This is a genomic window from Shewanella sp. UCD-KL12, assembly GCF_001957125.1.
Lineage (GTDB): Bacteria > Pseudomonadota > Gammaproteobacteria > Enterobacterales > Shewanellaceae > Shewanella.
On sequence record NZ_MPHJ01000003.1, the window covers coordinates 161,492 to 184,284 of the forward strand.

Consider the following 22,793-nt stretch of genomic DNA (forward strand, 5'->3'; position numbering starts at 1 on the left):
TAAGGAATTCAATATATGTGGACAGAGCAAGCTCAAGTCATTATTGACGATATGAAAAAAGTCGATGAGCATTACCAACCGACTCATTTTTGGCAACACGGAGCAATGACACTTCAAGCAGAACTAGAAAGTAAGGGGATTGAGCAGTTTCGCTCACTAAAAGGTGCGCTATCTTTCTTTGTCCCCACCTACCTATTCCATGGCTGGGCAACTCAACCGGAAAAGTATCAACGCGTACTAGAAGTATGTCAGGGGGAGCTTGATAGCGATAAAAAATCATATCTTTCGACCATGGAGTTTCTAACTGGTGAGATGCACGCTAAAAGTGATTATCGGGTATATAAAGCAAGTGAATGTGAAAGAGAACCTTTTACCAGCCAATTTAGTGAAAGCACAGTAGGTTCACCTTTGGAACAGTTTGAGTTTGAGGGGAGAAAATTTAGTCGTTCAAGCTTGAATTATCTACTAGGGCTAAATTTTTTAAAGCAAGAGCTGAAGAATGTACCTGTTAAAACAGTATTAGAGATTGGTGGTGGTTTCGGTTCTTTAGGTGAAATACTCTTAAGCGATGAGCGAAATGAGACCTTCTACATGAATGTTGATATTGCGCCAACTTGTCTGTTTTCCACCTATTATTTACAAACTAATTTCGGTAAAAACAAGATTGCTGACTATCAAACAGCCAAGTCATTATCAGATCTATCTTTAACTAACTTATCTAATCTTTATCAAGGTGCTGTGATCTGCCCTTGGCAGTTACCTGATGTGAAAGGGGAGTTGGATCTGTTTATTAATTTTATCTCTTTTCAAGAGATGGAGCCTGAAATAGTTGCTAATTACCTTGGCCATGTAGCGCGATTAAATTGCCAGTATGTACTGCTAAGAAACTTGAGAGAGGGTAAACAACTCGCCACAGATGGTAGTCATGCAGGAGTAAAAAAACCGATTACAAGCGAGGACTATGACACTTTTCTACCTGATTATGAGCTGATTGCTACTAATGTAACCCCTTTTGGGTTTGAGACTATTGATGGATTTAATTCAGAGCTGCGTCTTTATAAATTAAAAAAGTAATTGATTATATTTGTATCTAAGCAATTAGGTACAAGGAGTTGTAATGAATCGAGTGGAACATATAAAAGATGAACGACCGGCAAGTGTTAATGGTGCTGATTATTGGGATAAGGTGTTAACCCAGCAGGTCATTGAGCCTACTTTATTTGTAGGCAGACCTGTTGAAACTGAGTGTAAAGACCTGTTTCGTCGTTATGTATCAATTATTAATATTGAGGCATTTAATTTTTGCAATCGAAAGTGTAGTTATTGTCCGGTATCTTTTCTTGATGAGCGTCGTGGGAAGATTCAACATATGTCTGATGATGTTTATCAGAGGTTGATCAGTGAATTGAGCCAAATTGATTATAGTGAAAAGCTAGTATTTAACTTGTATAACGAGCCACTAGCCAGTAAAAAGAAGTTTTATGAAAAGCTGACATATGCTTTGGCTCACCTACCCAAAGCGAGAGTATTTTTTAATTCAAATGGTGACTACCTTGATTTAGAAGCTCTTGAAACGTTATCACAAATAGGCGTCACAGGCATTAATGTAACTTTGCATCCAAAAGGCATATACGAGCATCTCGAACGCCATGAAGAGCTTAAAGCCTTCTATGTGAAGTTAAAACAGAAGCTTGTTATTGACTCAGAAAATGTTGATAAATCCATTCATACTCATTTTGACTATAAAGGAATGAGAATAGATGTGAGCTGTGTTAATTATGAGCAGGTTGGCCATTCTCGCGCAGGAGCCATTGAACATTTAAAGATAGAGACATTAAGAGACTACCCATGTTTTAGGCCTTTTAGAGAGTTTACTGTTTATCATAATGGTTTTGTATATCCATGTTGTAATATCATGCCTGACCTTGATGAAGGTAATCGTTTAGCAATAGGCTCTATTGGCGATGGTGCCACCATATTTGAGCTTTATGGGTCTAAATTAATGCAATCATGGCGGAAGGATCTTTTTAGCTTCGGCTTGAAACGCTCTCCATGTGATCTTTGTTATGAAAGAGCATGTACTAAAGATGATAGTGATAAGAACCTGCGCGATCTTAAACTTTCTGCTATAACCGAGATTAGTTAGTTTTTATACACCTCTTATCAATTCGTCAAATGATAAGAGGTCTTATCTATCCCCTCCAAAAAACAGTTCCTAACTGTCAATTATTTGTTGCTCTCCCAAGCAGTAATTCCACTTTACTCTAATCTATAGCTTGTTGTCATTTTGTGAATAATGTATCTTTAATGTTGTGCAATCGGCTGTTTTGATTGATATTTAAACAAGTTGAGTTTACTTATCAACCTAATTAAGCTGGGGTTGGTATGAAATTTGCTCTATTAAGATATGTGCTTTGATTGATTCTACGTTGATATTGTGAAGCTGTACGCTCCAGGGAGTTGAGATGTTTTATGAGTTGGCAAGTCCTACTTTTGGCTGTGAAGAGCATGATGCCCTAAACTCGGTAATACAAAGCGGCTATTTCTCTATGGGAGAGAAAGTCGAAGAATTTGAAAAACTGTTCGCGCTGTATCATGGTAAAAAATATGCTGTGATGGTTAATTCTGGCTCATCTGCAAATTTAATTGCGACAGCCGCCTTTTGCTATAGAAAAGATAAACCTTTAAAGCAAGGCGATGAAGTAATAGTACCTGCTATATCATGGGCAACAACTTATCACCCATTGCAGCAATATGGGTTAAAACTAAAGTTTGTGGATGTCGACCCTAGTACACTTAATATTGATGTTAAGCAATTAAATGCAGCTTTAAGCAAAGATACGCGCATGATTGTAGGGGTGAGTATTCTTGGTAATCCAGCCCCCTTAGATATTCTTCAAGAGTTTGCTATTAAGCATAATTTGATGTTCTTAGAAGATAACTGTGAGTCATTAGATGCTGAGTTAAATGGTAAAAAAACGGGAACGTTTGGTGACATTGGTACCTTTAGCTTCTTTTTTTCACATCATATATCAACCATGGAAGGGGGAATGTTAATTACTGATGATTCTGAGCTTTATCAACTAGCACTATCTCTTAGAAATCACGGTTGGACCCGTGGTCAGCCAGACAATTCATCTTTATATGATAAAACGGATGATGCTTTTTTAGAAGCATATCGCTTTATTCTGCCAGGGTACAATGTTAGACCGACAGAGCTTGCTGGTATTGTGGGCATTGAACAGTTAAAAAAATTACCAAGATTTACTGAGCAAAGGCGAAAAAACCTTGTGGTTTTCAATGAACTATTCTCATCTGATCCCCGCTTTATCATCCAAACAGAACATGGTAAAAGCTCAGCATTTTGCTTTCCTATGATGATCCACCCTGATGCAGAAATCTGTCGTAGCAAACTTTTTTCAGCACTCAAAAATGCTGATATTGGTTTTAGAATGATCACAGGCGGCAACTTCCTGCGTCACGATGTGATTAAACATTATCAGTATAGCCAAGTGGGTGATATGAGGTGGGCAGATCATGCGCATGATTATGGTTTTTTTGTTGGTAATCACCCTTTCGATTTGACTGAGCAACTCACTAAATTAAAACAGGTGTTAGCAGAATTATGAATGATAGCAAACAGATCCTCATTACGGGTGGCGCGGGTTATTTAGGATCAATGATAACTCCGAGGTTACTTGAACTTGGTCATAAAGTGACAGTGCTAGATAACTTTATGTTTAACCAAGATTCACTTAATACCTTATGTGCCAATAGAAACTTTAATGTAGAGCGGGGTGATTGCCGTGATAAAGGGCTGATAACTCGCCTAACGAGAAAGGCTGATGTGGTTATTCCTTTGGCGGCATTAGTTGGCGCGCCTTTATGTGGTCGAGATGAATTAGGTACTGTCTCGACAAACCGTGATGCCGTGGTGATGCTTACTGAAGTATTAAGTAAAGAACAGCGGATTTTAATGCCTATAACTAACAGTGGTTATGGGATTGGTGAGCAAGGGAAGTTCTGTGATGAAACTAGTCCGCTTAAGCCAATAAGTCTTTATGGAAAAACGAAAGTGGAAGCAGAGCAAGCTGTGTTAGATAGAGGTAACGCAATCAGTTTTCGCCTTGCAACTGTGTTCGGTATGTCACCAAGGATGCGCCTTGACCTTTTGGTCAATGATTTCGTCTATCGAGCAGTAAAAGACTCTGCTGTTGTTCTATTTGAGTCGCACTTTAAACGCAATTACATCCACATTCGAGATGTTGTGGCCACATTTGAGCATGGGCTAAATAACTTCGATGCAATGAAAGGCGAAGCGTATAACGTGGGCTTGTCTGATGCCAATATTTCAAAACGAGAATTATGTGATGAAATAAAGCAATTTTTGCCTAAATTCACATACCTTGATGCACCGATCGGGGAGGACCCTGATAAGCGTGACTATATAGTATCGAATGAAAAAATTGAGGCGACTGGATACCGACCTAAGTTTAGCTTAGGCGATGGTATTGAAGAGCTCATCAAAGGGTACACTATGATAACCAATAGCAAGTATAGCAACGTATGAGTGGGGCTATTCGAGAGTTTAAAAAGATTTTAATTACAGGGATTACTGGCTCTGGTGGCAGCTATTTAGCTGAATATATTGTCAATAACCACCCTGAAGTTGAGGTTCATGGTATTAGCCGTTGGCATAGTGCTGGCCATCATAATAATGTTGATAGTATTAAAAATAAAATAACTATTCACGAGTGTGACCTGCTTGATGTTTCTTCAATTATTCGCGTACTAGAACTGGTGAAACCTGATGGTATTTTTCACATTGCCTCCTATGCCAATGTGAAGAATTCTTTTATTACTCCACTTTCCGTGATTAACAATAATGTAATGGGAACGGCTAACTTATTAGAGGCGATAAGGTTACTTTCTTTAGATCCTGTTATTCAATTTTGTAGTACTTCTGAAGTGTACGGAAAAGTTGATCCTAAAAACGTGCCAATTAATGAGAGTTGTCCGATCAATGCTGTAAACCCTTATTCTGTTTCAAAAGTTACACAAGACCTGTTAGGCCAGAGTTACTTCCTCAGTTATGGAATGAAAGTGATTAGGACAAGAATGTTTACTTATATCAATCCAAGGCGGTTAGATCTGTTTGCTACCTCGTTTGCTGATCAAATAGCTCAGATAGAACTCGGCAAGCAACAAGAGTTATGTCATGGAAATTTAGACTCTACTCGAACTCTAATTGATGTGCGTGACGCAATGGAGTCTTACTGGGTTGCATTGACTAAAGGTAAGATTGGTGAGGTTTACAATATCGGTGGAGATAATGTTTATAAGGTTGGAGAAGTACTTGAAATATTAAAAAGCAAGTCGATAGCTCAAATACCCTCTCGTTTAAATAAAAGCCTGCTAAGGCCAGCAGACATTACCTTACAAATCCCTGACTCCTCAAAGTTTTACCGCGAAACGGGCTGGAGACCCAAATACTCTTTTGAGCAGAGCTTAGACTTTCTTCTTCAATATAGAAGGGATGAAAATAGCCAATGACTCAGCATACAGTAATACCTATTAACTGGTTGTTTGTTGTTCAAAACTTTGAGCTTAAAAGTTTTGATGATAGCGCGGCAAAAATTGAAATTGTTAAACCTATCCTCAACTCTAAATATGTAAAATCCCACTCCTTAATATGTTCTGAACGAACCTATGACGATTATTTTAAACCTATAGCAATAGAGAACCTGAAAAAAATCAAATTGCAAGTTAACTCACAACCATGCGTTTTATATGGTGCGGGCCTTCATACAACTCAAAATCTTTCGCTATTCTCTGAATTCAATGTCGTCGCGGTTGCTGATAAAAATGAACTGCTTTGGGGAACGAACATTCAATCTATTCCTGTCATTCCTGTGAGTGATATTGGCGATTATGGTGAGCATGTAGTGATCTCTAGTAAGGCATTTGAAAGTAGTATCTATGACAGCCTGACAGCACAATATCCATCGTTGAATGTCCACAAAGTGTACCAAAGCACACATCGTACGAGTGCTTATTTTGAAGGTTTATATCAGGATATTCAGTTTAAAATTGAAGAGACTAAACCAGATGTGATTTTTTACAGTCCAACACAACCAGGTGACTGTTTGCCATTCGAATATTGGCATAAATTGAAAGCGTCTTACCCCCATATTAAGTATGTGACTCTCTGGTGGGATTATGATGAGGACGATGAGGGGAGCCCCTATTTACAGTTTGAAAGAGATTGCCTGACATGGGCTGATCTTTGTATTGAAAACAGTAACGGTAGCCGATTGAAAAAGATGAGAGCAGGCCTCAGTCCCTATGAGCGGCATACTAATGTTGAGAAAGTAAAGTTTTTACCAAGTGTTTTCGACCCAACACTGTTTTATGAAGATACTGAAATTAAAAAAGATATAGATATTGCCGTGTTTGGAACAGCTGCTGGGAGTAGAGGCTACTGGATTGAGGAGTTATCTAAACGATATGGCGAGCGATTTCAACATATTGGTGGTTTTTTACATGGTGGAGATATCCTCTCAATTGAAGACTACGCTGATTCGTTAAGGAGAACAAGAATCTGCGTTAATACTCAAACTTACTCTTTTAGAGAGCAGTGTAAAGGAAAGGTGAGAGAAACGATTGCATCGGGGGCTATTTTAGTTGAGGAAGAGAATACAGAGACCAAGCTATTTATAGGTGACTCAGATGCTTGTTTATTTTTTAATGATTTAGAAGCACTTTTCTCACATTTAGATCGTTTGCTTATTGATGAGCATTACTTTGAGACTTGTTATCAACATGCTTCGGATTTTCGCGATCATAATTTGAATGTAGATAGCTGGACTAAAAGCATATTGGACTCGGTAGGTATTACGAAGGAGCCACCTAATGAGCTGTGAACCAAATATTGAGAATCTGTACAGGAAGATGCTCTTTATTAGAAATATTGAGTTGAAGATCGCGAAGGAGTACCCGCAAGACAATATTAAAAGTCCGGTGCACTTATCTGTGGGTCAAGAGTTTGTCAGTATTGGCATTTGTGAATCCCTCAATCAAGAGGATTATGTATGTGCCACCTATAGAGGACATGCAGCGTATCTAGCTAAAGGTGGTTCAGCTAAAGAGTTTATTGCTGAACTATATGGTAAATCTACTGGTTGTGCTAAAGGTCGAGGTGGGTCTATGCACCTCATTGAACCAAAAGTTAACTTTATAGGAACTTCTGCAATCGTTGCCACAGGCTTACCTGTGGCAACGGGTCATGCCCTAGCACTAAAAATGAAGAAAAGTTTGCAGGTTGTGGTTTGTTTCCTTGGAGATGGCGCGACTGAGGAGGGTTGCTTTTATGAGAGTCTTAATTTTGCATCATTGAAATCTCTCCCAATTTTATTTGTTGTTGAAAACAACGGTTATGCTATTCATGAGCCGCTATCGAAACGATGGGCAAGTTCTGATTTAGTTGGCAGAGCAGAAGGATTTGGTGTTTCTTCGTATCAACATACAGATGGTGACCTACTCAGTCTAATACCGCAGGCTAATGGTATTATTCAGTCTATTCGGGAGGGGAGTGGTCCAGCACTGCTTGAAGTAAGCTGTTGCCGCTGGTTACAGCATGTAGGTCCAGGGAATGAAAGTGAGGAAAGTTATCGTGACCATCAGCAGATTGCTAAATCTATAATGACGGATCCACTTAAAGTATTGGAATCTTTACTCTGTAAAAGTAAACGCGAACTAATTATTGATTTAGTCAGTAACGAAATCGAACAGGTATTCCAGTACGCAGCTTCATCTCCATTCCCTGAACCCAGTGAGGTATATGATTATGTTTACCGATAGCACTGATACTTTCTTTAATGAAGCAATCCATCAAGCGCTTGATGTTGCATTAAAATCTGATGAGAATGTTTTTCTTATGGGGTTAGATATTGATGATCATATTGGGATATTAGGAACAACTAAAGGTTTAGTTGAGCAATATGGAGCCGATAGAGTATTTACAACCCCGTTGTCGGAAGATGCTATGACAGGTGTAGCAATTGGAGCTGCTATGGCTGGTATGAAGCCTATCCATATCCATATTCGAATGGATTTTCTATTACTGTGTATGAACCAGCTTATTAATATTGCTGCCAAGGCTCACTACATGTATGGCGGTAAAGTGAATGTGCCTCTAGTCGTTCGCTGTATTATCGGTAAGTCTTGGGGACAAGGTGCTCAACACTCCCAGGCATTACATAGCTTGTTTATGCATATTCCTGGGTTAAAGGTAGTAGCCCCCTCAAATGCCTTTGATGCAAAAGGATTATTACTTGCTGCAATAGATGACCCCAATCCTGTTATCTTCATGGAACATCGGTTGCTATATAACACTCAGGCCGAAGTTCCTAGCTCTGAATATCGAGTCGAATTGGGAAAAAGCAAACTAGTTCGAAAGGGAGAAACTGTCACAATTGTTGCCATTTCAAATATGGTGATGGAGTCTCTGCGAGCTGCAGAACTACTGCAAACGCAGGGGGTTAGTGTTGAAGTGATTGACCCTGTGACTGTATCACCGCTTGATATGGCACCAGTACTGACCTCTGTAGAAAAAACACGACACCTACTAGTTGTAGACAATGCTTGGCTGAACTGCGGTGCCTCAGCAGAAATTATTACACGAGTTTGTGAAGCTAATTTAGGCGAAATTAAAGTCAAGCGCTTAGGGTTTTCGGCTACTACATGTCCAACTACTCCTAGTTTAGAGGATGCATTTTATCCCAACCCTTTAACTATAGCTGAAGCTATCATTGAATTGACGGGAATAACCTCTAATCAAAATTGGCCTCCAAGTGAAGATGAGGCAAAGCTCGTTTACCAGAAGCAATTTAAGGGGCCATTTTAATGGATGCACTAGTGGTAAGTCCTGGTGGGCGTGAAGCTATCTATCAATCTCTTGGTAGCGAATTAACAGCCGTGGAGCCGCCGTTGTGGGCTAGGCTGATCACAGGTTACTTACTAGATAGGGAGTATGATGTTGATATTCTGGATACCGAAGCGCTTTCACTATCACCTAAGAAAGCTGCGGAAACAATCTTAGCTAGACAACCCAGCTTAGTGATCCTGGTTGTATATGGGCATCAGCCTTCAGCATCAACCCAAATGATGTCTTCTGCAAGAGCGCTGGCTGAGCAAGTTAAGTTGGGCTCACTTCAACAGAAAATATTAATTCTTGGAGGACATGTTGCGGCGTTACCCGAAAGAACGTTATTGGAGGAGCCTGTAGACTTTGTCTGCTCTGGTGAAGGGCCTAAAACGTGTGAACAATTAATTACCGTACTTCAAAAAGGGGGGGAGTATGAAAATGTTGCTGGCTTATTTTGGCAAGATGAATTTGGCCAAGTTAAAAGCACTCCTAATCCGCCTCTGATAAATGACTTAGATGAGAGTCTTCACGGTAAAGTGTGGGATCGACTCCCTATGGATAAATATAGGGCGCACAATTGGCAGTGTTTTGGTGAGTTAGATATGCGCCAACCTTATGCATCTATCTATACCACACTGGGTTGCCCTTATAAGTGCGTTTTTTGTTGTATTAATGCACCCTTTACTGAACATAAATATCGATGTCGTAGTCCACAAGCTGTCGTTGATGAAGTGAGTTATCTGTACCACGAGTATGGTGTTAAAACGTTTAAAATTATTGATGAAATGTTTGTGCTTAAAAAGAATCATTATCTGAAAATATGTGAACTTCTTGCGGCTAAACCATTTGCTCCGGAGCTCAATATTTGGGCTTATGCGAGAGTGGATACGGTGAGGAAAGAGACGTTGTCATTAATGCGAAGTGCTGGTATTCGGTGGTTGGCACTGGGTATCGAGTCTGCGGATGAAACTGTACGTGATGGTGCTAATAAGTCACTCAATAGCCAAAATATAATTGATATAGTTAGAGATATACAGTCGGCAGACATTAATGTCATTGGTAATTTTATCTTTGGTTTACCTCAAGACTCTGTTGCGTCAATGGAACACACTTTAGAACTAGCTAAACAGCTTAAATGCGATTTTGTTAATTTCTATTCTGCTATGGCGTATCCTGGATCTCAGCTTTATCAAGATGCTATCGCTAATGACACTCCGCTGCCTGAGTTTTGGAGTGGCTATTCGCAGCACAGTTATAATTGTCTACCATTAGAAACTGAGTTTGAAACTTCAGCGACTGTTTTAAAGTTTAGAGATGATGCATTTCATGAGTATTTTGAGTCGGTAGATTACTTAGAGTTTGTAGAGGATAAATTTGGGGTTGATACTCGTGTGCATATTCAGTCTATGAGTCAATCTCGTTTGAAAAGGCAAATTTTAACTGAAGGAAAACCTGATGGGAGTTGAAAAAGATGCCAACTTACCTCCTGTCGTTATACTTGCTGGGGGCTTAGGTACGCGGCTAAGAAGCATGGTTGCAGATAGACCTAAGATACTTGCTCCAATTGATGGAAAGCCATTTTTGTATATCTTAATCCAATGGCTAAAAGCTCAGGGAGTTCATAGACTAATTTTCTCATTAGGTTATAAAGCCGAACAGGTGATCAAGGCTCTTTCTTTATATCGCGAGTTGGATGGGGTTAGGGTTGAGTATGTAATCGAAGCAGAGCCTAAAGGAACGCTGGGCGGCTTAAGTCTTGCTTTAAATAGGCTCAGTGTAGATGAATGCCTCGTCATCAATGGAGATACCTTTGTTGATTTGGACCTGAACCATTTTCTCTATCAACATCGCAATAGAAACAGTGCTGCATTGGCTACAGTTAAAGTCAATGACCCTTCCCGTTACGGCTGCCTTACTTTTAAAAATGAAGATGTAATTGAATCATTTGAAGAGAAAAGCGCATTACAACGGGTTCATTCTTGGATCAATGCGGGAATCTACTATTTCTCTTCTGAAGCCACAAACGTAATAAAAACGTTCGATAAAGGAGCCATTGAGCAGGAGTTTTTTTCGAATAGGAAATTAGAGCTAGCTTACAGCAAATATAGTGATTGTTCATTTCTTGATATTGGAACACCAGAAAGTTATGGGCGTGCTGCAAAGGTACTGAAGGAGTATTTATGATTATTTCAAGGACACCATTTCGCGTTTCTTTTTTTGGTGGAGGCTCTGACTACCCAACTTGGTATAAAGAGCATGGTGGTGCAGTTATTGGAACGGCAATCAATAAATACTGCTATCTGACAGTGCGTAATCTACCACCGTTTTTTGAGCATAAGCACCGAATTGTCTATTCTAAAGTGGAGCTACCTTTAACGGTTAATGAGATTCAGCATCCATCGGTAAGGGCTGTTTTATCTGAATTGCACAACGGAGAAGGTATAGAGATTCATCACCAAGCAGATCTGCCGGCCCGTTCGGGTTTAGGGTCAAGTTCTTCATTTACCGTTGGCTTGTTAAATGCTATGCGTGCAAAACAGGGGAAGATTTCATCACCACATCTATTAGGTGAAGAGGCGATACGTATCGAACAGGAGGTGATTAAAGAGAATGTTGGTTCTCAGGATCAACTCTGGGCTGCTCACGGAGGGACAAATTTTATTGAGTTTAGCCGTAGTGGTGAAATCAGCGTAACTCCACTTATTATGCATGAAGATACATCAGAGCAATTGAACTCTCATATAATGTTATTTTTTACAGGCCTAAGTCGTATAGCCAGTGAGATTGCAGGTAAGCAGATTGAAAACTTAGCTCAGAAGCAGTCCCAGATAACCCAAATGGCTGGGTTAGCATTTCAAGCAAAAGATATTCTTCAAGGAGCGCATTGTGACATCGCCGATTTAGGGGAGATGCTAGTTGAGTCATGGCATTTAAAAAAGCAGTTAGCTAGTGATGTATCGTCTTCAGAAATTGATGACATTTATCAAGCAGCCATGGACGCGGGGGCTTACGGCGGTAAGTTGTTGGGAGCTGGCGGAGGAGGTTTTATGATGTTTTTAGCTAAGCCTGAGCATCATGCAGCAATTAAGCAGCGCTTAAGTAAATTCATTCATGTCAATATTAAAACTGGAGCTTGCGGCTCAAAAATCGTAATGTACGAACCTAACGGCTTCTTTTAAGCGCATGAACTGTAATTTAATCTTGGCAGCATAAGCTTTTAATTATTTCGCTTGTATTTGTTGCTGTTGATTAAGTAAAGCTGTGATTTCATATTCCAAAGTATCTGCTAACCCTAGCCAATCTTGCCTTTCTTGTGCCGACAGCATCGCTGGAACGCTAGCTAATATTGCTTGTGAATTAGTGAGAGTAGGTAGCATAGGCTCTAAGTGATCTAGACACTCTCTTAATCTTTTTGACCCTTCAGCTTCTTGCCCTAAGCGTAGTAATTGAGCGGTAGAGACTAATTTTTCTTTTAATGTATCAGTATTACAAATAATCATACTTTGCACTCCCTGTATTGAGCACCATGAATACGGGCACCGTCTAGGCTAGATTGATAGAATTTAATTTGAGGTTTGAAGCGAATATAGTGCTCCAAACTTCTTAAATATGCCCTGAAGTTAAGATCCGTTCCTACTCTGTCTCCATGGCCATTTATCACCCAGTGTTTTGCATTTTCAGCTTTTGGTCCAAGAGAGCCATCTTTCCAAAAAGCATGGGTTTTATTATTTGGATAACTAAAATCACAGCCAAAGAGGGTAATTTCCCAGCTATTTAAGTAAGCAGCTAAATCAATAGCTGGATGAATGACACTGCCATTGGTAAACAAACGAAGTTTTGGGTATTCAGCATCAAGACGGTTGTAAATAGCCCCTTTTGAATAGGCATTAAATCTAGGTCCTGGCCAATGCTCAATCACATTTGATGGTATTCTTGGAAAATAAACCAAGGTCACAGAGTCTGGTATCTCATCGGGGAGATGTGAGAGAGTAATATTTGATTCAATACTCACTAAAATATCTGGGGTAATACCTTGGCTCGATAAAGCTTTGAAAGCAGTATCGACAGCAATCATTAATGGCCGCTTACCTATAGGGAGTGCCCTCTGCGCTTTTAAATAATCATAATGCGCTTCTAAACTCGGCCCTGAGCCAATCACTAACGTATTATGTTGGGTATGAGTCAGCCTTAACGTTGCTGCATCGGGATCTTGGTCTAAATATTGTTTATTTTCGTTAAAGCGCTTAATGAGTTTAGGATCATCTATTTGATGCTGTTTATTTGCAAACTCTCGGTTATTTTCAAGAGCTAGTAAATCTCGCAAAGTTGCATTCTCATTGTCAGCAAGAAGAAGGTCTGGGGTGACTGCTATATAGGGTTCCGCTATTTGGTGCTGATTGGGGAGCTCAATTATTCTAATGCGGCTATCGGTTAACCATTCTCGTTGGTCAGTATAGGAAAGTAATAACGCGAAAAGCCCTAGATTGAGTGGACAGATATCAATGTTTTTTATCTGTTTATTGTCAGTCAATATACTGGGGACATCACCCATTCCAACACCATAAACGGTAACCTGTTCACAATCTAGAGGGAGTTGATTAATAAAAAGCTGGGCTTCGGCCATTCGATCATGGCGGCTACTTAATTGAATGCCATTGACACTAATTGTTTGGTTATTGCCTGTGACTAAGTTGGCATCGAGTTCATCGAGTGATTGAAATTTGAGAGCAGAAGCAAGAGCAGGCCAGCGTTGCTGAATAATTTGAAGATTTGTTGAAAATAGTTCAGTCATTGACTCTATCCTTGAATATTATACTTATCACAAGACATTAGATCACTAACTGGTCTCCCCACAGGGACTCGAACCCCGATCGATCGCTTAGGAGGCGACTGCTCTATCCTGTTGAGCTATAGGGAGACGTCAGTGATTATACTGGTTTTCACCTAGATGAAAAGAGCGGATGAAAAGCTAATTAATTTAGTTGCTTAATTATCATCCGATCTTACTTGTTTGTTCATTTATCTGCTCTCAAAAAGCAACTTAGATTACATCTTTATCGCAAGATCATTAATTTGCACATTGTATGAGGCATTTTTATCGACGAGTACCGCAGTTGCTGTTTTTTCTGTTACCTGATCTATGATGATGTTCGCTTTACTTTTTCCTGCGACAGCTCTCATTTTATCAAACCTGTCTGGCATGTTTTGCTGTAATATTAACTGAAAGTCGTCGCCTACTTTTATGCCATGTCTACGGCCTAGATTTAAAATGACTCTGTCATGTTGCTTTGCTACTACTTGGCCTAGTATTGGTCGGCAATTTAATGTGCTATCAATATCCTCAATGGCATTGACTATTATTTTATCAATGCTTTTCCCATATGCAGATAACCAAAATCTTTGGTGATTTGAAGGGACTGTTTCCTGTTTAGGAAACTCCCAAGGGGATGAGGTGGCATATGATTGGCTCCATACTTGCTCACCACTAATCCCATGATACAGAGAGAGTCTTATTTGGAATTGACGATTCGGATCACTACTCCAAAGCCCCATCATATGACTTTCTGCTGGATCGGTTGAGATATCAATAATTTCAGGTAGTAGCACATACTGACTGTCGGTAATTTCACTGAGCCAGCTAGGCAAACGGTAGCCGCGAATATCGACAAGTGCTTGTTCGACATCTAACCTTTCATTAGCATGGATGTGAGCAAAGCTGGATATCGATTGCGCATCAATGGCATCACCTAACCGTTGAGACAGGTTTTTTTCAAAAAAGCCGATATTGCCATAGCGAAGCTGTGCTCTATCTTTGATGAGTGACTGAGGCACGAGAATAGCCGCCTTGAGTTGTTGGCTGTCGCACTTTGCATCTTGCGGTTGCTGTACATCCGCTCGAAGCATAACGGTGAGTTTTTCACCTTCTATAAACTCTTTGATTAGCTCCACTTTAGTCGCTTGTGATTGCTTATTAATGGTAAAACTATCTTGTACGAGTTGGCCATTATTTACCGTTTGTTTACTCGTGAACTGTGCCCCGTTTTGTAGGGCTGCATAAGTTAATGCTTGCTCTATAGCGTCTTCACGAGCTTTGCTGACGTTACCGTCAACAATATTTGCTTGTCCTTTTACTACAACCCAAGCGGCTTCAACATTTGAAGTAAAAAAAACAAGAAAAATCCAAATTATAACGGCAAACATTTTCATTTAATTAATCCACTATGTAAGCGACACAGGATGCTTTAATCAGTCAGTGTATGGGAAAGTAATATGTAGCTGTCGCATTTCTGACACTGTTTATGGCTAACCTCATATTGTATAGATTAAAGCAATAATTGTGCCATGGGGCCTTATGTTTGAGTCAGAAATATCAATTTTAGACTTTGCCTGTGAAACATAATTGAGTCGCTTTAGTTTTATGTTTGTAGGCCGATAAACGCCTATGACTGACAGATAGATTTAAAGCAGAGGTTAGCCTTTTTGGCCTGTAACTTGCTTTGTTTTATTAAATGTTAGCTCGGTTCTTATTCAATATTCGTCGAGTCGTGCCATATATGACAGGCACTGATAAATTAGGAAAGAAAATGTATAAAGTGACGATACTTTTTACAGCGTTACTCTTAGGTGCGTGTACAAGCAGTAACCATGATGAACCTCAGGAGCCGCTGAGCCGAGGCAATCAGTTGCCGGCAACATCGGCAATAAACCATATGTCTGAGCAAATAGTCAGTGAGCTTGTTGAGCAAAATGATGAGTTGTCGAGTAAGCAGCCATTATTAGTGGCAACGCCAGTACTATTAGACTCTTTCAATAAAACGAATGCAGTTGGCTTACAACTGCAGCAAGGGTTCATCTCGGCGCTTCATGCACGTCAATTTAACCTTGTCGATATCAATGTTGGTGACAATATTCGTGTCACACCAGATGGGGATTTCTTATTAACGAGAGATTGGAAGCAATTGCCTTCAGGCATAGCTGTAGAGCATGTTGTTGTGTCTACTATGAGTATGAATCGAAAGGGCGCTGTGGTGAACACTAGAATCGTAAATATCACCAATAATCGAGTGGTTTCGGCTTCGCAAGGGGCTTTTAGTATTAATGAATTACCAGGGTATTTAAGTCAGTCCGAAAAAGTGGTGTCTAAAGATGGGCTTTTATATCGTGATACTCAAAGAGGGTCTCAAGAAGTGCAGGTGATAGGTGGTGTACAATGAATAAGTTTTTCACATTAACTTCGATAAAAGTTTTGACTAATACTGCGATCCAGACCTCAACATCTCCTTCAAAGAGCCCCTTAGCAAAGGCAGTAGCCCTTGCTGCTATTTTGTCCACTGCGTTGATTTCAGGTTGCGCGTCAAAAGATAGGTATATTGAATGGGAAACTCAGGCGCCTGAAAGCTTTCCTAAATTAACAGCTATCGGTTATGCACCATTAGATATTCAGCCTGCTGAGTCTCAATCTCAAAAAGTGTTAATGGCAATGCAGGCTTCAAAAATAGCCGCATATAGAGAGCTTGCCGAACAGGTTTATGGTCAGCAGCTTTCAGCAAACAGTAACGTTAATGATTGGGTATTGTCGAGTGATAGTATTCAAGCTTCAGTATCAGGCGTGATCAGAGGGGCTAAGGTGATTAAGACTTATCCTGCTGGTGATCATTATGTGACTGAGTTAGAGCTAGACTTCTCTCAAGTATGGGAGCTATATCAGCAGCAAAACAGACCTCAGAAAATTAAAGAGATCACCTATTTTTAAACTAGCTATGGCTTACTAGCTATAAGCATCCTACCTTTGTCATCCCCGTACTATTTAAGCGGGGACCATACTTCTAGTTTCCAGATGTTTTAAAGGCACTCCTCATGTTCCTATGGGCAATGAAGGAGGTGTTGTATGGTGTATGGAACATTCTTGACCTGTGACTATTAATAATCATCTTGCTCGGCATAAAAGAACAAGACTAAAAGATAGAAACGCTTCCAGTGCAGAAGTCGTGAGGAGATATGAGAAGTGTACAGGCTTCGAGTTTAGGCCTGTGAATATTGCCTATCTTGCTAGTTTTGGTATATACAGTTAAAGGTTGCGGGCACCAATACTTCAAGCTTAACGACCAAAATAGTTATCATGCTCCTAGAGCTGCTCACTTGGATTTAAGGGGAGGGCAGTGACTTGTGGATCGCGACATGGAGCTTGCTAGTTTTATCTCTAGCTCGTTGCTGCTTTTACGCTTTTATGTCATTACCTAGTGTTGAGATTGTTGAGGTTTTACCTTTGTCGTTGTAGGTCAAACTTGAGGCGTTTCGACTCACCTGTAAAGCTTGCGCAAAACGATTCATACTGGCAATGTTCAACTCGATTAGACTACTGTTCTCACTGTTTAACTGTTGGCATTCTGCCATCTGCTCTTTTGCAAAGGAAACTTGAGTTGCCAGTGTTTTGTCTGTTGCAAGTAAATGACTTTGTTCATGTTGCGATAAAACATCATCGTTATTTTTAAGCTCATCTAACAGCTTAGCCTTATTACCAGCTAAAGAGAGAAGAAGGTCGGCATTTTGGGCTTTCAATGCATCCTTTTCCTCTTTAATCAGTACTTTTAGCTTTGCAAGCAGTTCGATCTGTAGCTCGATGATATTATTTATCGAATTCATATGTAATTAGCTTAAATCCTTTAGGTCATTTTCAAACTGCGCGATATTTGTTGCGAGTTTTTCAGGGTCAATTTTATAGCGACCTTCTGAAATGGCTAATTTTATCTCTTGAACTTTCTGTTCATTTATTTCAGGAATATCGGTCATTTTAGCCTGAGTACTTTGTAGTTGTTGTGCTTGTGATGTCAGTGACACAGAATCACTTTTTGGCGGAGTGCTCAACGGTGAAGCTGATTCGCTTGTTGTTTGTCCACCGCTTTTATTTGTGGAAGGCTTATTTATTTGAGTATTAGCTGCGGTGCTAACTTGCTTGATATCTATAGCCATATTTGGCTCCAACAATTAAAAATGAGAAGAACATAATCGTGTATCGGCGGTGATACACAAAGCTTTAATAAAAAAGTGCATAATTACATTCTAACTTCTACCTCTCCAACATCAATGACTCTGGCATCTAGCTTTCTATTGGAAAGTGTATTCTTAATACGAATTCTATCACCTAAGTTACCATCATGCAGCGCCTCTCCGACGGTTTTTATCTCAAAGCTGTCAGTACGAGCATAAATAGAGACAGAGTCGCCTTTACAAACAAAACATAGGTTGTCGCTAAAAATTGGTTGTTCGGGAGACATGCGCCTTTTTACACGAGTGCCGACAACCTCTTTTACACTATTGAATTGCTGACCCCTGAGCACCGTTTGTTCAACATATTTTATGGTGACATTACCGTTGGAGATAAGATCGCCATTTGACAGTATCTCTTTGGCGACAACAACAGGAAATAAAATATCGACTCTCACCGAAAGGAAAATTTGCCAAGGATATTGAAGCTGTGGACTTTCACAGCTTACTTTGACGGTATTATTACGCTTGATTGCGCGATTACTGGCTAATTCGACTTTTATAGGTGGTAAGCATTGTGGTGGTTTTAGTCTCGTATCTAAGCTTTGTGGGGTTATATTTACTCTTGCGCCTTCAGCAACATCAATTTTTTGTTCAATAACTTCTATAGCTAATTGGGAAATGGTCGATAGTGATGGCACACTAGCAACTTGTGCACAGAGCACGTTATTTGTGAAAAAAATCAATGAAAAGAGGACAAATTTTACTTTCATAATGAATAGACTAGCTTGATGAGCTAGATTACACCTATACTTTCTTAGTGACCGAAATATTAGTCTTTCTCAGAAACGAAGAGAAAACGTCATAAACTTGACTCTTATTGGTCAAGTTTTGAGATAAAGACCCCTAAGAAAATAGTAAGCAATTAGTATGCCTATACTTACTCTTGATTGAGCAATAGGCGAGAATTTAAAAGACGACAAGGCAAGCGCATTATGTCAAGCATTCTCGAGTCAGTAAACAAACGCACACAGTTAGTCGGTCAGAACCGTTTAGAGTTATTGCTTTTTAAACTCAATGGTCGTCAAAGATTTGGTATTAACGTTTTTAAAGTCAAAGAGGTACTCCAGTGCCCACCTTTAACGGGTCTTCCAAAGCTCAATAACAATGTTAAAGGGGTTGCCCATATTCGGGGGAAAACCATATCGGTAATTGATTTGAGTGCAGCAACTGGTGGGCGACCAATCGAAAATACTGAGGGTTGTTTCATTATTATTTCTGAGTATAACCGAAGTGTTCAAGGTTTTTTGGTTAGCTCTGTCGAGCGAATTATCAATATGAATTGGGAAGCGATCATGCCGCCACCTCAAGGTGCTGGTCGATATTCATACCTTACAGCAGTTACAGAGATAGAAGGGGAGTTAGTTGAGATCCTCGACGTTGAGAAGATTCTAGATGAAATATCTCCTGTTAAAACTGAAATTAGTAAGGAGGTAGATGAAACATTAACCATAGATAGAGAGAAGCATTTCCATATTATGGTTATCGATGATTCTGCCGTTGCCCGTAAGCAGATAATCAGGGCATTAGAGTCGCTTGGTTTGCAAATTGACACCGCTAAAGATGGCAAAGAAGCACTTGATAAGCTTAATGCTATCAGTGCCGAGATGGATGATGTGTCAACTGAGATCCCTTTAATTATCTCAGATATTGAGATGCCTGAAATGGATGGCTACACTTTAACTGCTGAGATTAGAGATAACCCTAAGCTGAGTGGTATAAAAGTTGTCTTACATACCTCACTGAGTGGGGTGTTCAATCAGGCTATGGTTGAGAAAGTGGGGGCAAATGATTTTATTGCTAAATTTAATCCTGATGAACTTGCTGCTGCAGTAAATAAGCATTTGAGTCTATAATGATTATTAGTAGAGCGCAGAGGGGATAAAAACTTGTTTCTTATACCCTGCTCGTGTATAAAACTGCGCTCATTATAATTCGTGTCATGATGATTTTTGTTATGTTGTCATTGCTGTTTTTTTGATACTAGGATATCAAGGTGCCGAATAAATCACTCGCTGAAAATGAATATACGCAATTTAGACTCTTTCTAGAGCAACACAGCGGAATCGTGCTAGGTGATAATAAGCAATATCTAGTTCGGAGCCGTTTAGCTCCACTTATGGGGAAATACAACCTTCCTTCACTGTCTGAAGTTGTCAAACATTCGATGAAGCCTACTGAGCGTCAGCTAAGGGCTGAAGTGATCGATGCCATGACTACCAATGAAACGTTATGGTTTCGTGACCGTTACCCATTTGAGTTGTTATCGGGCACATTGCTTCCTGAATATTCTAGACTCGGCCGGCCACTAAAGATTTGGTCTGCAGCTTGTTCTTCAGGTCAGGAGCCATACTCTTTAGGTATGACCATATTAGAATATCAGCAGAAAAAGCCAGGAAGTTTGCCAGGCAGCGCTTCAATCTTAGCGACTGACTTATCGCCCTCTATGCTAGATAAGTGTAAAAACGGTGAGTATGATAGCTTAGCGTTAGGGCGTGGTCTCTCTGAGCAAAGAAAGCGTCAGTTTTTTGATGCAACGCCATCCAAATCTATGATCATAAAAGATAATGTCAAAAAGCTTGTTAATTTTAGAGCTCATAATTTGCTCGAGAGTTATACCTTGCTGGGTAAATTTGACATCATTTTTTGTCGAAACGTCCTGATTTATTTTGCCCCAGAGGCAAAGGCAAAAATTCTGCGGCAATTTGCTGCCGCTTTAAACCCTAAAGGGATATTGTTTCTTGGGGCTTCGGAGTCAATCGCTGGCCTTACGGAGGAGTTTGATATGATCAGATGTAATCCAGGTATCTATTATCAAAAGAAAACCTAGTCGCTAGCGGTTCACCTTTTTTCTTATTTTGTTATCTGATTTATAGCTAAACCCATTTATTACTGAGTATTTGCCCTTAAATATCATCAAGATTAAGGGCATTCACTCAGCAGTTTTGTTTTGTACCTTTCTATCCTTCCCTTCTTAGCTTTTGGACCTTAGTCATTTTCTTCTGTTTGTGGCACAACTATTGCTTTAATTAACCCATAGAGTCTAGGAGGCAGTTTTATGGCGATTAACTTTGATAAAGCGTTAGGTGTGCATCAATACACGCTAGGGATCCGATCCCAACGTGCAGAAGTTATCTCGTCAAATATCGCCAATGCCGACACGCCTCATTATAAAGCTAGAGATGTTGATTTTGATAAAGCGTTACAGTCAGCTCGGAGTCGACAAGGTGGATTAGCAATGAGTCAAAGTGATAGTCGCCATTTCGATCTTCAGGCTTTATCACAGCAAAATTATGGCTATAGAGTTCCTAGTCAACCAGATACAGGTGACGGTAATACGGTTGATATGCAAAAAGAGCAATCAGAATTTATGCAAAATGCACTCGAATACCAAATGTCACTAGGGTTTCTCGACGGTAAGTTTTCAGGCTTGAAAAAAGCATTAAGAGGTGATTAATCATGAGTTTATTTAATATCTTTAATGTCTCAGGCTCGGGGATGTCAGCCCAGTCGGTGCGATTAAACACCACGGCGAGTAATATCGCAAATGCTGATGCTGTATCGAGTAGCGTTGAGGAGACATATCGCGCTCGTCACCCAATATTTGAAGCTGAGATGGCGAAAGCTAATCATCAACAGCAGTCTCAAGCTGTTGCTGTAAAAGGCATAGTAGAGAGTGATGCGCCATTACAGAAAGAATATTCCCCTAGTCACCCTATGGCTGATGGGGATGGTTTTATCTATAAACCAAATGTAAATGTCATGGAGGAGATGGCGAATATGATTTCCGCATCTCGTTCATATCAGATGAATGTACAAGTGGCTGAAGCTGCCAAATCTATGCTTCAGCAAACTTTACGAATTGGCAAATAAAGGAGGTAAGAAGTGAGCCTCATCAACCCACTTAACAGTGCTCAGCCCCTTAGCGGCCAAACAGCGGCCTCACCGCAGAGTGCAAGTCCATCTCAGCAGGCGACTTCGTCAGCTGTACAGTCTGCTACGACTCAGTCTGCAGAGGAAACCTCTAGTACGGGCAATCCGTTTATTGACGGAATTCGTTTGCCAGATGAGTCATCAATTCCTGAAGCAAATAATCAAGAATTGACACAAGAGGATTTCTTTTCGCTTTTAAGTCAACAGTTGTCGATGCAAGACCCATTTAAGCCTGTTGACAACGACCAGATGATTGCTCAGATGGCATCGTTTTCAACAGTAGATGGTATCAACAACCTCAATGATGAGATTGTTAACCTCAATACTGTGATGACTTCAAGTCAAGCACTGCAAGCATCAGGGCTTGTTGGCCAAAAGGTATTGATCCCATCTGATACTGGACATATCTCTGCTGAAGACCCGTCGCTCAAAGGCATCATTAGTACACCTGAGCCAATTGAAACTATCACAGTGCGTATAGAAGACGATAAGGGTCAGTTAGTGACGACTTATGATGTAGATGGTAGTGCAGGTGGTAATGTTGACGTGACATGGGATGGACTCGGAAAAAATGGTGAGCCAGTTGCTAGTGGCAATTATTCAATTAAGGCCACGGGCCGTGTTGATGGTACAAGTGAAGAGCTACCAGTATCGACCTATGCACATGTTACCAGTGTCTCATTAGGTACTGCCAGTACGGGCGCTATTTTGAACCTTAGAGGCGTGGGCGGTATTAAAATTGGCGATGTACTCGCGGTTTCAGAATCTAGCAGCAGTTATAGACCTGTTGATTCAGAAACTTAAGTCATGAAAATTTACTTGGTCTAGAGGATTCTCTAGCGTATTTAGGTAGTTTGTTAATGTGAAGCTTTGTAGGTGAATAGGATTG

Annotated in this window: 24 protein-coding genes and 1 tRNA gene; 18 read left to right on the forward strand and 7 right to left on the reverse strand. The window is 40.1% G+C overall.

Translation table 11 applies throughout. The features are described from left to right. The first annotated feature begins 15 nt into the window (after positions 1–15). The 11 genes from BM736_RS08430 (at position 16) to BM736_RS08480 (ending at position 12,105) form a co-directional block, all read left to right on the forward strand. A complete protein-coding gene (locus BM736_RS08430; protein ID WP_076410845.1) occupies positions 16–1,074 on the forward strand; it encodes a putative sugar O-methyltransferase in 1,059 nt (352 codons plus the stop codon). Positions 1,075–1,117: 43 nt separating this feature from the next. Further along, complete coding sequence (locus tag BM736_RS08435; protein WP_076410847.1) at positions 1,118–2,146, forward strand: radical SAM/SPASM domain-containing protein; 1,029 nt, start codon at positions 1,118–1,120, stop codon at positions 2,144–2,146. Positions 2,147–2,465: 319 nt separating this feature from the next. After that, complete coding sequence (locus BM736_RS08440; RefSeq protein ID WP_076410849.1) at positions 2,466–3,629, forward strand: DegT/DnrJ/EryC1/StrS aminotransferase family protein; 1,164 nt, start codon at positions 2,466–2,468, stop codon at positions 3,627–3,629. Next, a complete protein-coding gene (locus BM736_RS08445) occupies positions 3,626–4,570 on the forward strand; it encodes an NAD(P)-dependent oxidoreductase (RefSeq protein WP_076410851.1) in 945 nt (314 codons plus the stop codon). Before BM736_RS08440 ends, BM736_RS08445 begins: the two co-directional genes overlap by 4 nt. Further along, positions 4,567–5,553, forward strand: coding sequence for a GDP-mannose 4,6-dehydratase (locus tag BM736_RS08450; RefSeq protein WP_076410853.1), 987 nt, complete (start codon positions 4,567–4,569; stop codon positions 5,551–5,553). Before BM736_RS08445 ends, BM736_RS08450 begins: the two co-directional genes overlap by 4 nt. Continuing rightward, positions 5,550–6,923: a hypothetical protein gene (locus BM736_RS08455; protein WP_076410854.1), complete on the forward strand. Its 1,374-nt coding sequence runs from the start codon at positions 5,550–5,552 to the stop codon at positions 6,921–6,923. The genes BM736_RS08450 and BM736_RS08455 overlap by 4 nt, the downstream gene beginning before the upstream one ends. Then, positions 6,913–7,860, forward strand: coding sequence for a thiamine pyrophosphate-dependent dehydrogenase E1 component subunit alpha (locus BM736_RS08460; RefSeq protein WP_076410856.1), 948 nt, complete (start codon positions 6,913–6,915; stop codon positions 7,858–7,860). Before BM736_RS08455 ends, BM736_RS08460 begins: the two co-directional genes overlap by 11 nt. Next, entirely contained in the window at positions 7,847–8,905 is a 1,059-nt protein-coding gene (locus BM736_RS08465; RefSeq protein ID WP_076411168.1) for an alpha-ketoacid dehydrogenase subunit beta, read from the forward strand. Before BM736_RS08460 ends, BM736_RS08465 begins: the two co-directional genes overlap by 14 nt. Continuing rightward, entirely contained in the window at positions 8,905–10,392 is a 1,488-nt protein-coding gene (locus BM736_RS08470) for a B12-binding domain-containing radical SAM protein (RefSeq protein ID WP_076410858.1), read from the forward strand. Before BM736_RS08465 ends, BM736_RS08470 begins: the two co-directional genes overlap by 1 nt. Continuing rightward, positions 10,382–11,110: a sugar phosphate nucleotidyltransferase gene (locus BM736_RS08475; protein ID WP_076410860.1), complete on the forward strand. Its 729-nt coding sequence runs from the start codon at positions 10,382–10,384 to the stop codon at positions 11,108–11,110. The genes BM736_RS08470 and BM736_RS08475 overlap by 11 nt, the downstream gene beginning before the upstream one ends. Further along, positions 11,107–12,105: a kinase gene (locus tag BM736_RS08480; protein WP_076410862.1), complete on the forward strand. Its 999-nt coding sequence runs from the start codon at positions 11,107–11,109 to the stop codon at positions 12,103–12,105. The genes BM736_RS08475 and BM736_RS08480 overlap by 4 nt, the downstream gene beginning before the upstream one ends. Positions 12,106–12,147: 42 nt before the next feature. On the opposite strand, the gene BM736_RS08485 is transcribed toward BM736_RS08480, so the two are convergent. The 4 genes from BM736_RS08485 to BM736_RS08500 form a co-directional block, all read right to left on the reverse strand. Further along, positions 12,148–12,426: a hypothetical protein gene (locus tag BM736_RS08485; RefSeq protein WP_076410863.1), complete on the reverse strand. Its 279-nt coding sequence runs from the start codon at positions 12,424–12,426 to the stop codon at positions 12,148–12,150. Beyond that, positions 12,423–13,718 (reverse strand): motility associated factor glycosyltransferase family protein, encoded by a 1,296-nt coding sequence (locus tag BM736_RS08490; protein ID WP_076410865.1) that lies wholly within the window; start codon positions 13,716–13,718, stop codon positions 12,423–12,425. Before BM736_RS08490 ends, BM736_RS08485 begins: the two co-directional genes overlap by 4 nt. A gap of 50 nt (positions 13,719–13,768) precedes the next feature. Further along, a tRNA-Arg gene (locus BM736_RS08495) sits at positions 13,769–13,844 on the reverse strand. Positions 13,845–13,972: 128 nt separating this feature from the next. Then, entirely contained in the window at positions 13,973–15,133 is a 1,161-nt protein-coding gene (locus BM736_RS08500; protein WP_076410867.1) for a flagellar assembly protein FlgT, read from the reverse strand. Between the two features lie 377 nt (positions 15,134–15,510). On the opposite strand from BM736_RS08500, the gene BM736_RS08505 reads away from it, so the two are divergent. Continuing rightward, a complete protein-coding gene (locus BM736_RS08505; protein ID WP_076410869.1) occupies positions 15,511–16,140 on the forward strand; it encodes a FlgO family outer membrane protein in 630 nt (209 codons plus the stop codon). Continuing rightward, positions 16,137–16,679, forward strand: coding sequence for an LPP20 family lipoprotein (locus BM736_RS08510; protein ID WP_083699981.1), 543 nt, complete (start codon positions 16,137–16,139; stop codon positions 16,677–16,679). The genes BM736_RS08505 and BM736_RS08510 overlap by 4 nt, the downstream gene beginning before the upstream one ends. 464 nt (positions 16,680–17,143) lie before the next feature. Here the strand turns inward: BM736_RS08510 and BM736_RS08515 are convergent, their stop codons facing one another. The 3 genes from BM736_RS08515 to flgA all read right to left on the reverse strand — a co-directional run bounded on the left by BM736_RS08515 (position 17,144) and on the right by flgA (position 18,684). Continuing rightward, positions 17,144–17,569 carry a flagella synthesis protein FlgN gene (locus BM736_RS08515; RefSeq protein WP_076410871.1) on the reverse strand — a complete coding sequence of 142 codons (426 nt, stop codon included), beginning with the start codon at positions 17,567–17,569 and terminating at the stop codon, positions 17,144–17,146. Positions 17,570–17,575: 6 nt separating this feature from the next. Then, positions 17,576–17,896 (reverse strand): flagellar biosynthesis anti-sigma factor FlgM, encoded by a 321-nt coding sequence (flgM, locus tag BM736_RS08520; protein ID WP_076410873.1) that lies wholly within the window; start codon positions 17,894–17,896, stop codon positions 17,576–17,578. A gap of 83 nt (positions 17,897–17,979) precedes the next feature. Then, a complete protein-coding gene (gene flgA, locus BM736_RS08525; protein WP_076410875.1) occupies positions 17,980–18,684 on the reverse strand; it encodes a flagellar basal body P-ring formation chaperone FlgA in 705 nt (234 codons plus the stop codon). Between the two features lie 222 nt (positions 18,685–18,906). Here flgA and BM736_RS08530 point away from each other — a divergent pair, with 222 nt between their 5' ends. The 5 genes from BM736_RS08530 to flgD all read left to right on the forward strand — a co-directional run bounded on the left by BM736_RS08530 (position 18,907) and on the right by flgD (position 22,708). Beyond that, positions 18,907–19,827: a chemotaxis protein CheV gene (locus tag BM736_RS08530; protein WP_076410877.1), complete on the forward strand. Its 921-nt coding sequence runs from the start codon at positions 18,907–18,909 to the stop codon at positions 19,825–19,827. Positions 19,828–19,961: 134 nt separating this feature from the next. Beyond that, on the forward strand, positions 19,962–20,801 hold the full coding sequence (locus tag BM736_RS08535) for a protein-glutamate O-methyltransferase CheR (protein WP_179079032.1): 840 nt from the start codon (positions 19,962–19,964) through the stop codon (positions 20,799–20,801). Positions 20,802–21,029: 228 nt separating this feature from the next. Continuing rightward, positions 21,030–21,428, forward strand: a complete 399-nt coding sequence (gene flgB / locus BM736_RS08540; RefSeq protein ID WP_076410881.1) for a flagellar basal body rod protein FlgB — start codon at positions 21,030–21,032, stop codon at positions 21,426–21,428. Between the two features lie 2 nt (positions 21,429–21,430). Beyond that, on the forward strand, positions 21,431–21,844 hold the full coding sequence (gene flgC / locus BM736_RS08545) for a flagellar basal body rod protein FlgC (protein WP_076410883.1): 414 nt from the start codon (positions 21,431–21,433) through the stop codon (positions 21,842–21,844). 12 nt (positions 21,845–21,856) lie between these two features. Next, a complete protein-coding gene (gene flgD / locus BM736_RS08550) occupies positions 21,857–22,708 on the forward strand; it encodes a flagellar hook assembly protein FlgD (RefSeq protein WP_076410885.1) in 852 nt (283 codons plus the stop codon). The last annotated feature ends 85 nt before the right edge of the window (positions 22,709–22,793 follow it).

Bases quoted from the DNA above. Each gene is read 5' to 3' on its own strand.
- BM736_RS08430 (WP_076410845.1), top strand. From the start codon at position 16: ATGTGGACAGAGCAAGCTCAAGTCATTATTGACGATATGAAAAAAGTC.
- BM736_RS08435 (WP_076410847.1), top strand. From the start codon at position 1,118: ATGAATCGAGTGGAACATATAAAAGATGAACGACCGGCAAGTGTTAAT.
- BM736_RS08440 (WP_076410849.1), top strand. From the start codon at position 2,466: ATGTTTTATGAGTTGGCAAGTCCTACTTTTGGCTGTGAAGAGCATGAT.
- BM736_RS08445 (WP_076410851.1), top strand. From the start codon at position 3,626: ATGAATGATAGCAAACAGATCCTCATTACGGGTGGCGCGGGTTATTTA.
- BM736_RS08450 (WP_076410853.1), top strand. From the start codon at position 4,567: ATGAGTGGGGCTATTCGAGAGTTTAAAAAGATTTTAATTACAGGGATT.
- BM736_RS08455 (WP_076410854.1), top strand. From the start codon at position 5,550: ATGACTCAGCATACAGTAATACCTATTAACTGGTTGTTTGTTGTTCAA.
- BM736_RS08460 (WP_076410856.1), top strand. From the start codon at position 6,913: ATGAGCTGTGAACCAAATATTGAGAATCTGTACAGGAAGATGCTCTTT.
- BM736_RS08465 (WP_076411168.1), top strand. From the start codon at position 7,847: ATGTTTACCGATAGCACTGATACTTTCTTTAATGAAGCAATCCATCAA.
- BM736_RS08470 (WP_076410858.1), top strand. From the start codon at position 8,905: ATGGATGCACTAGTGGTAAGTCCTGGTGGGCGTGAAGCTATCTATCAA.
- BM736_RS08475 (WP_076410860.1), top strand. From the start codon at position 10,382: ATGGGAGTTGAAAAAGATGCCAACTTACCTCCTGTCGTTATACTTGCT.
- BM736_RS08480 (WP_076410862.1), top strand. From the start codon at position 11,107: ATGATTATTTCAAGGACACCATTTCGCGTTTCTTTTTTTGGTGGAGGC.
- BM736_RS08485 (WP_076410863.1), bottom strand. From the start codon at position 12,426: ATGATTATTTGTAATACTGATACATTAAAAGAAAAATTAGTCTCTACC.
- BM736_RS08490 (WP_076410865.1), bottom strand. From the start codon at position 13,718: ATGACTGAACTATTTTCAACAAATCTTCAAATTATTCAGCAACGCTGG.
- BM736_RS08500 (WP_076410867.1), bottom strand. From the start codon at position 15,133: ATGAAAATGTTTGCCGTTATAATTTGGATTTTTCTTGTTTTTTTTACT.
- BM736_RS08505 (WP_076410869.1), top strand. From the start codon at position 15,511: ATGTATAAAGTGACGATACTTTTTACAGCGTTACTCTTAGGTGCGTGT.
- BM736_RS08510 (WP_083699981.1), top strand. From the start codon at position 16,137: ATGAATAAGTTTTTCACATTAACTTCGATAAAAGTTTTGACTAATACT.
- BM736_RS08515 (WP_076410871.1), bottom strand. From the start codon at position 17,569: ATGAATTCGATAAATAATATCATCGAGCTACAGATCGAACTGCTTGCA.
- flgM (WP_076410873.1), bottom strand. From the start codon at position 17,896: ATGGCTATAGATATCAAGCAAGTTAGCACCGCAGCTAATACTCAAATA.
- flgA (WP_076410875.1), bottom strand. From the start codon at position 18,684: ATGAAAGTAAAATTTGTCCTCTTTTCATTGATTTTTTTCACAAATAAC.
- BM736_RS08530 (WP_076410877.1), top strand. From the start codon at position 18,907: ATGTCAAGCATTCTCGAGTCAGTAAACAAACGCACACAGTTAGTCGGT.
- flgB (WP_076410881.1), top strand. From the start codon at position 21,030: ATGGCGATTAACTTTGATAAAGCGTTAGGTGTGCATCAATACACGCTA.
- flgC (WP_076410883.1), top strand. From the start codon at position 21,431: ATGAGTTTATTTAATATCTTTAATGTCTCAGGCTCGGGGATGTCAGCC.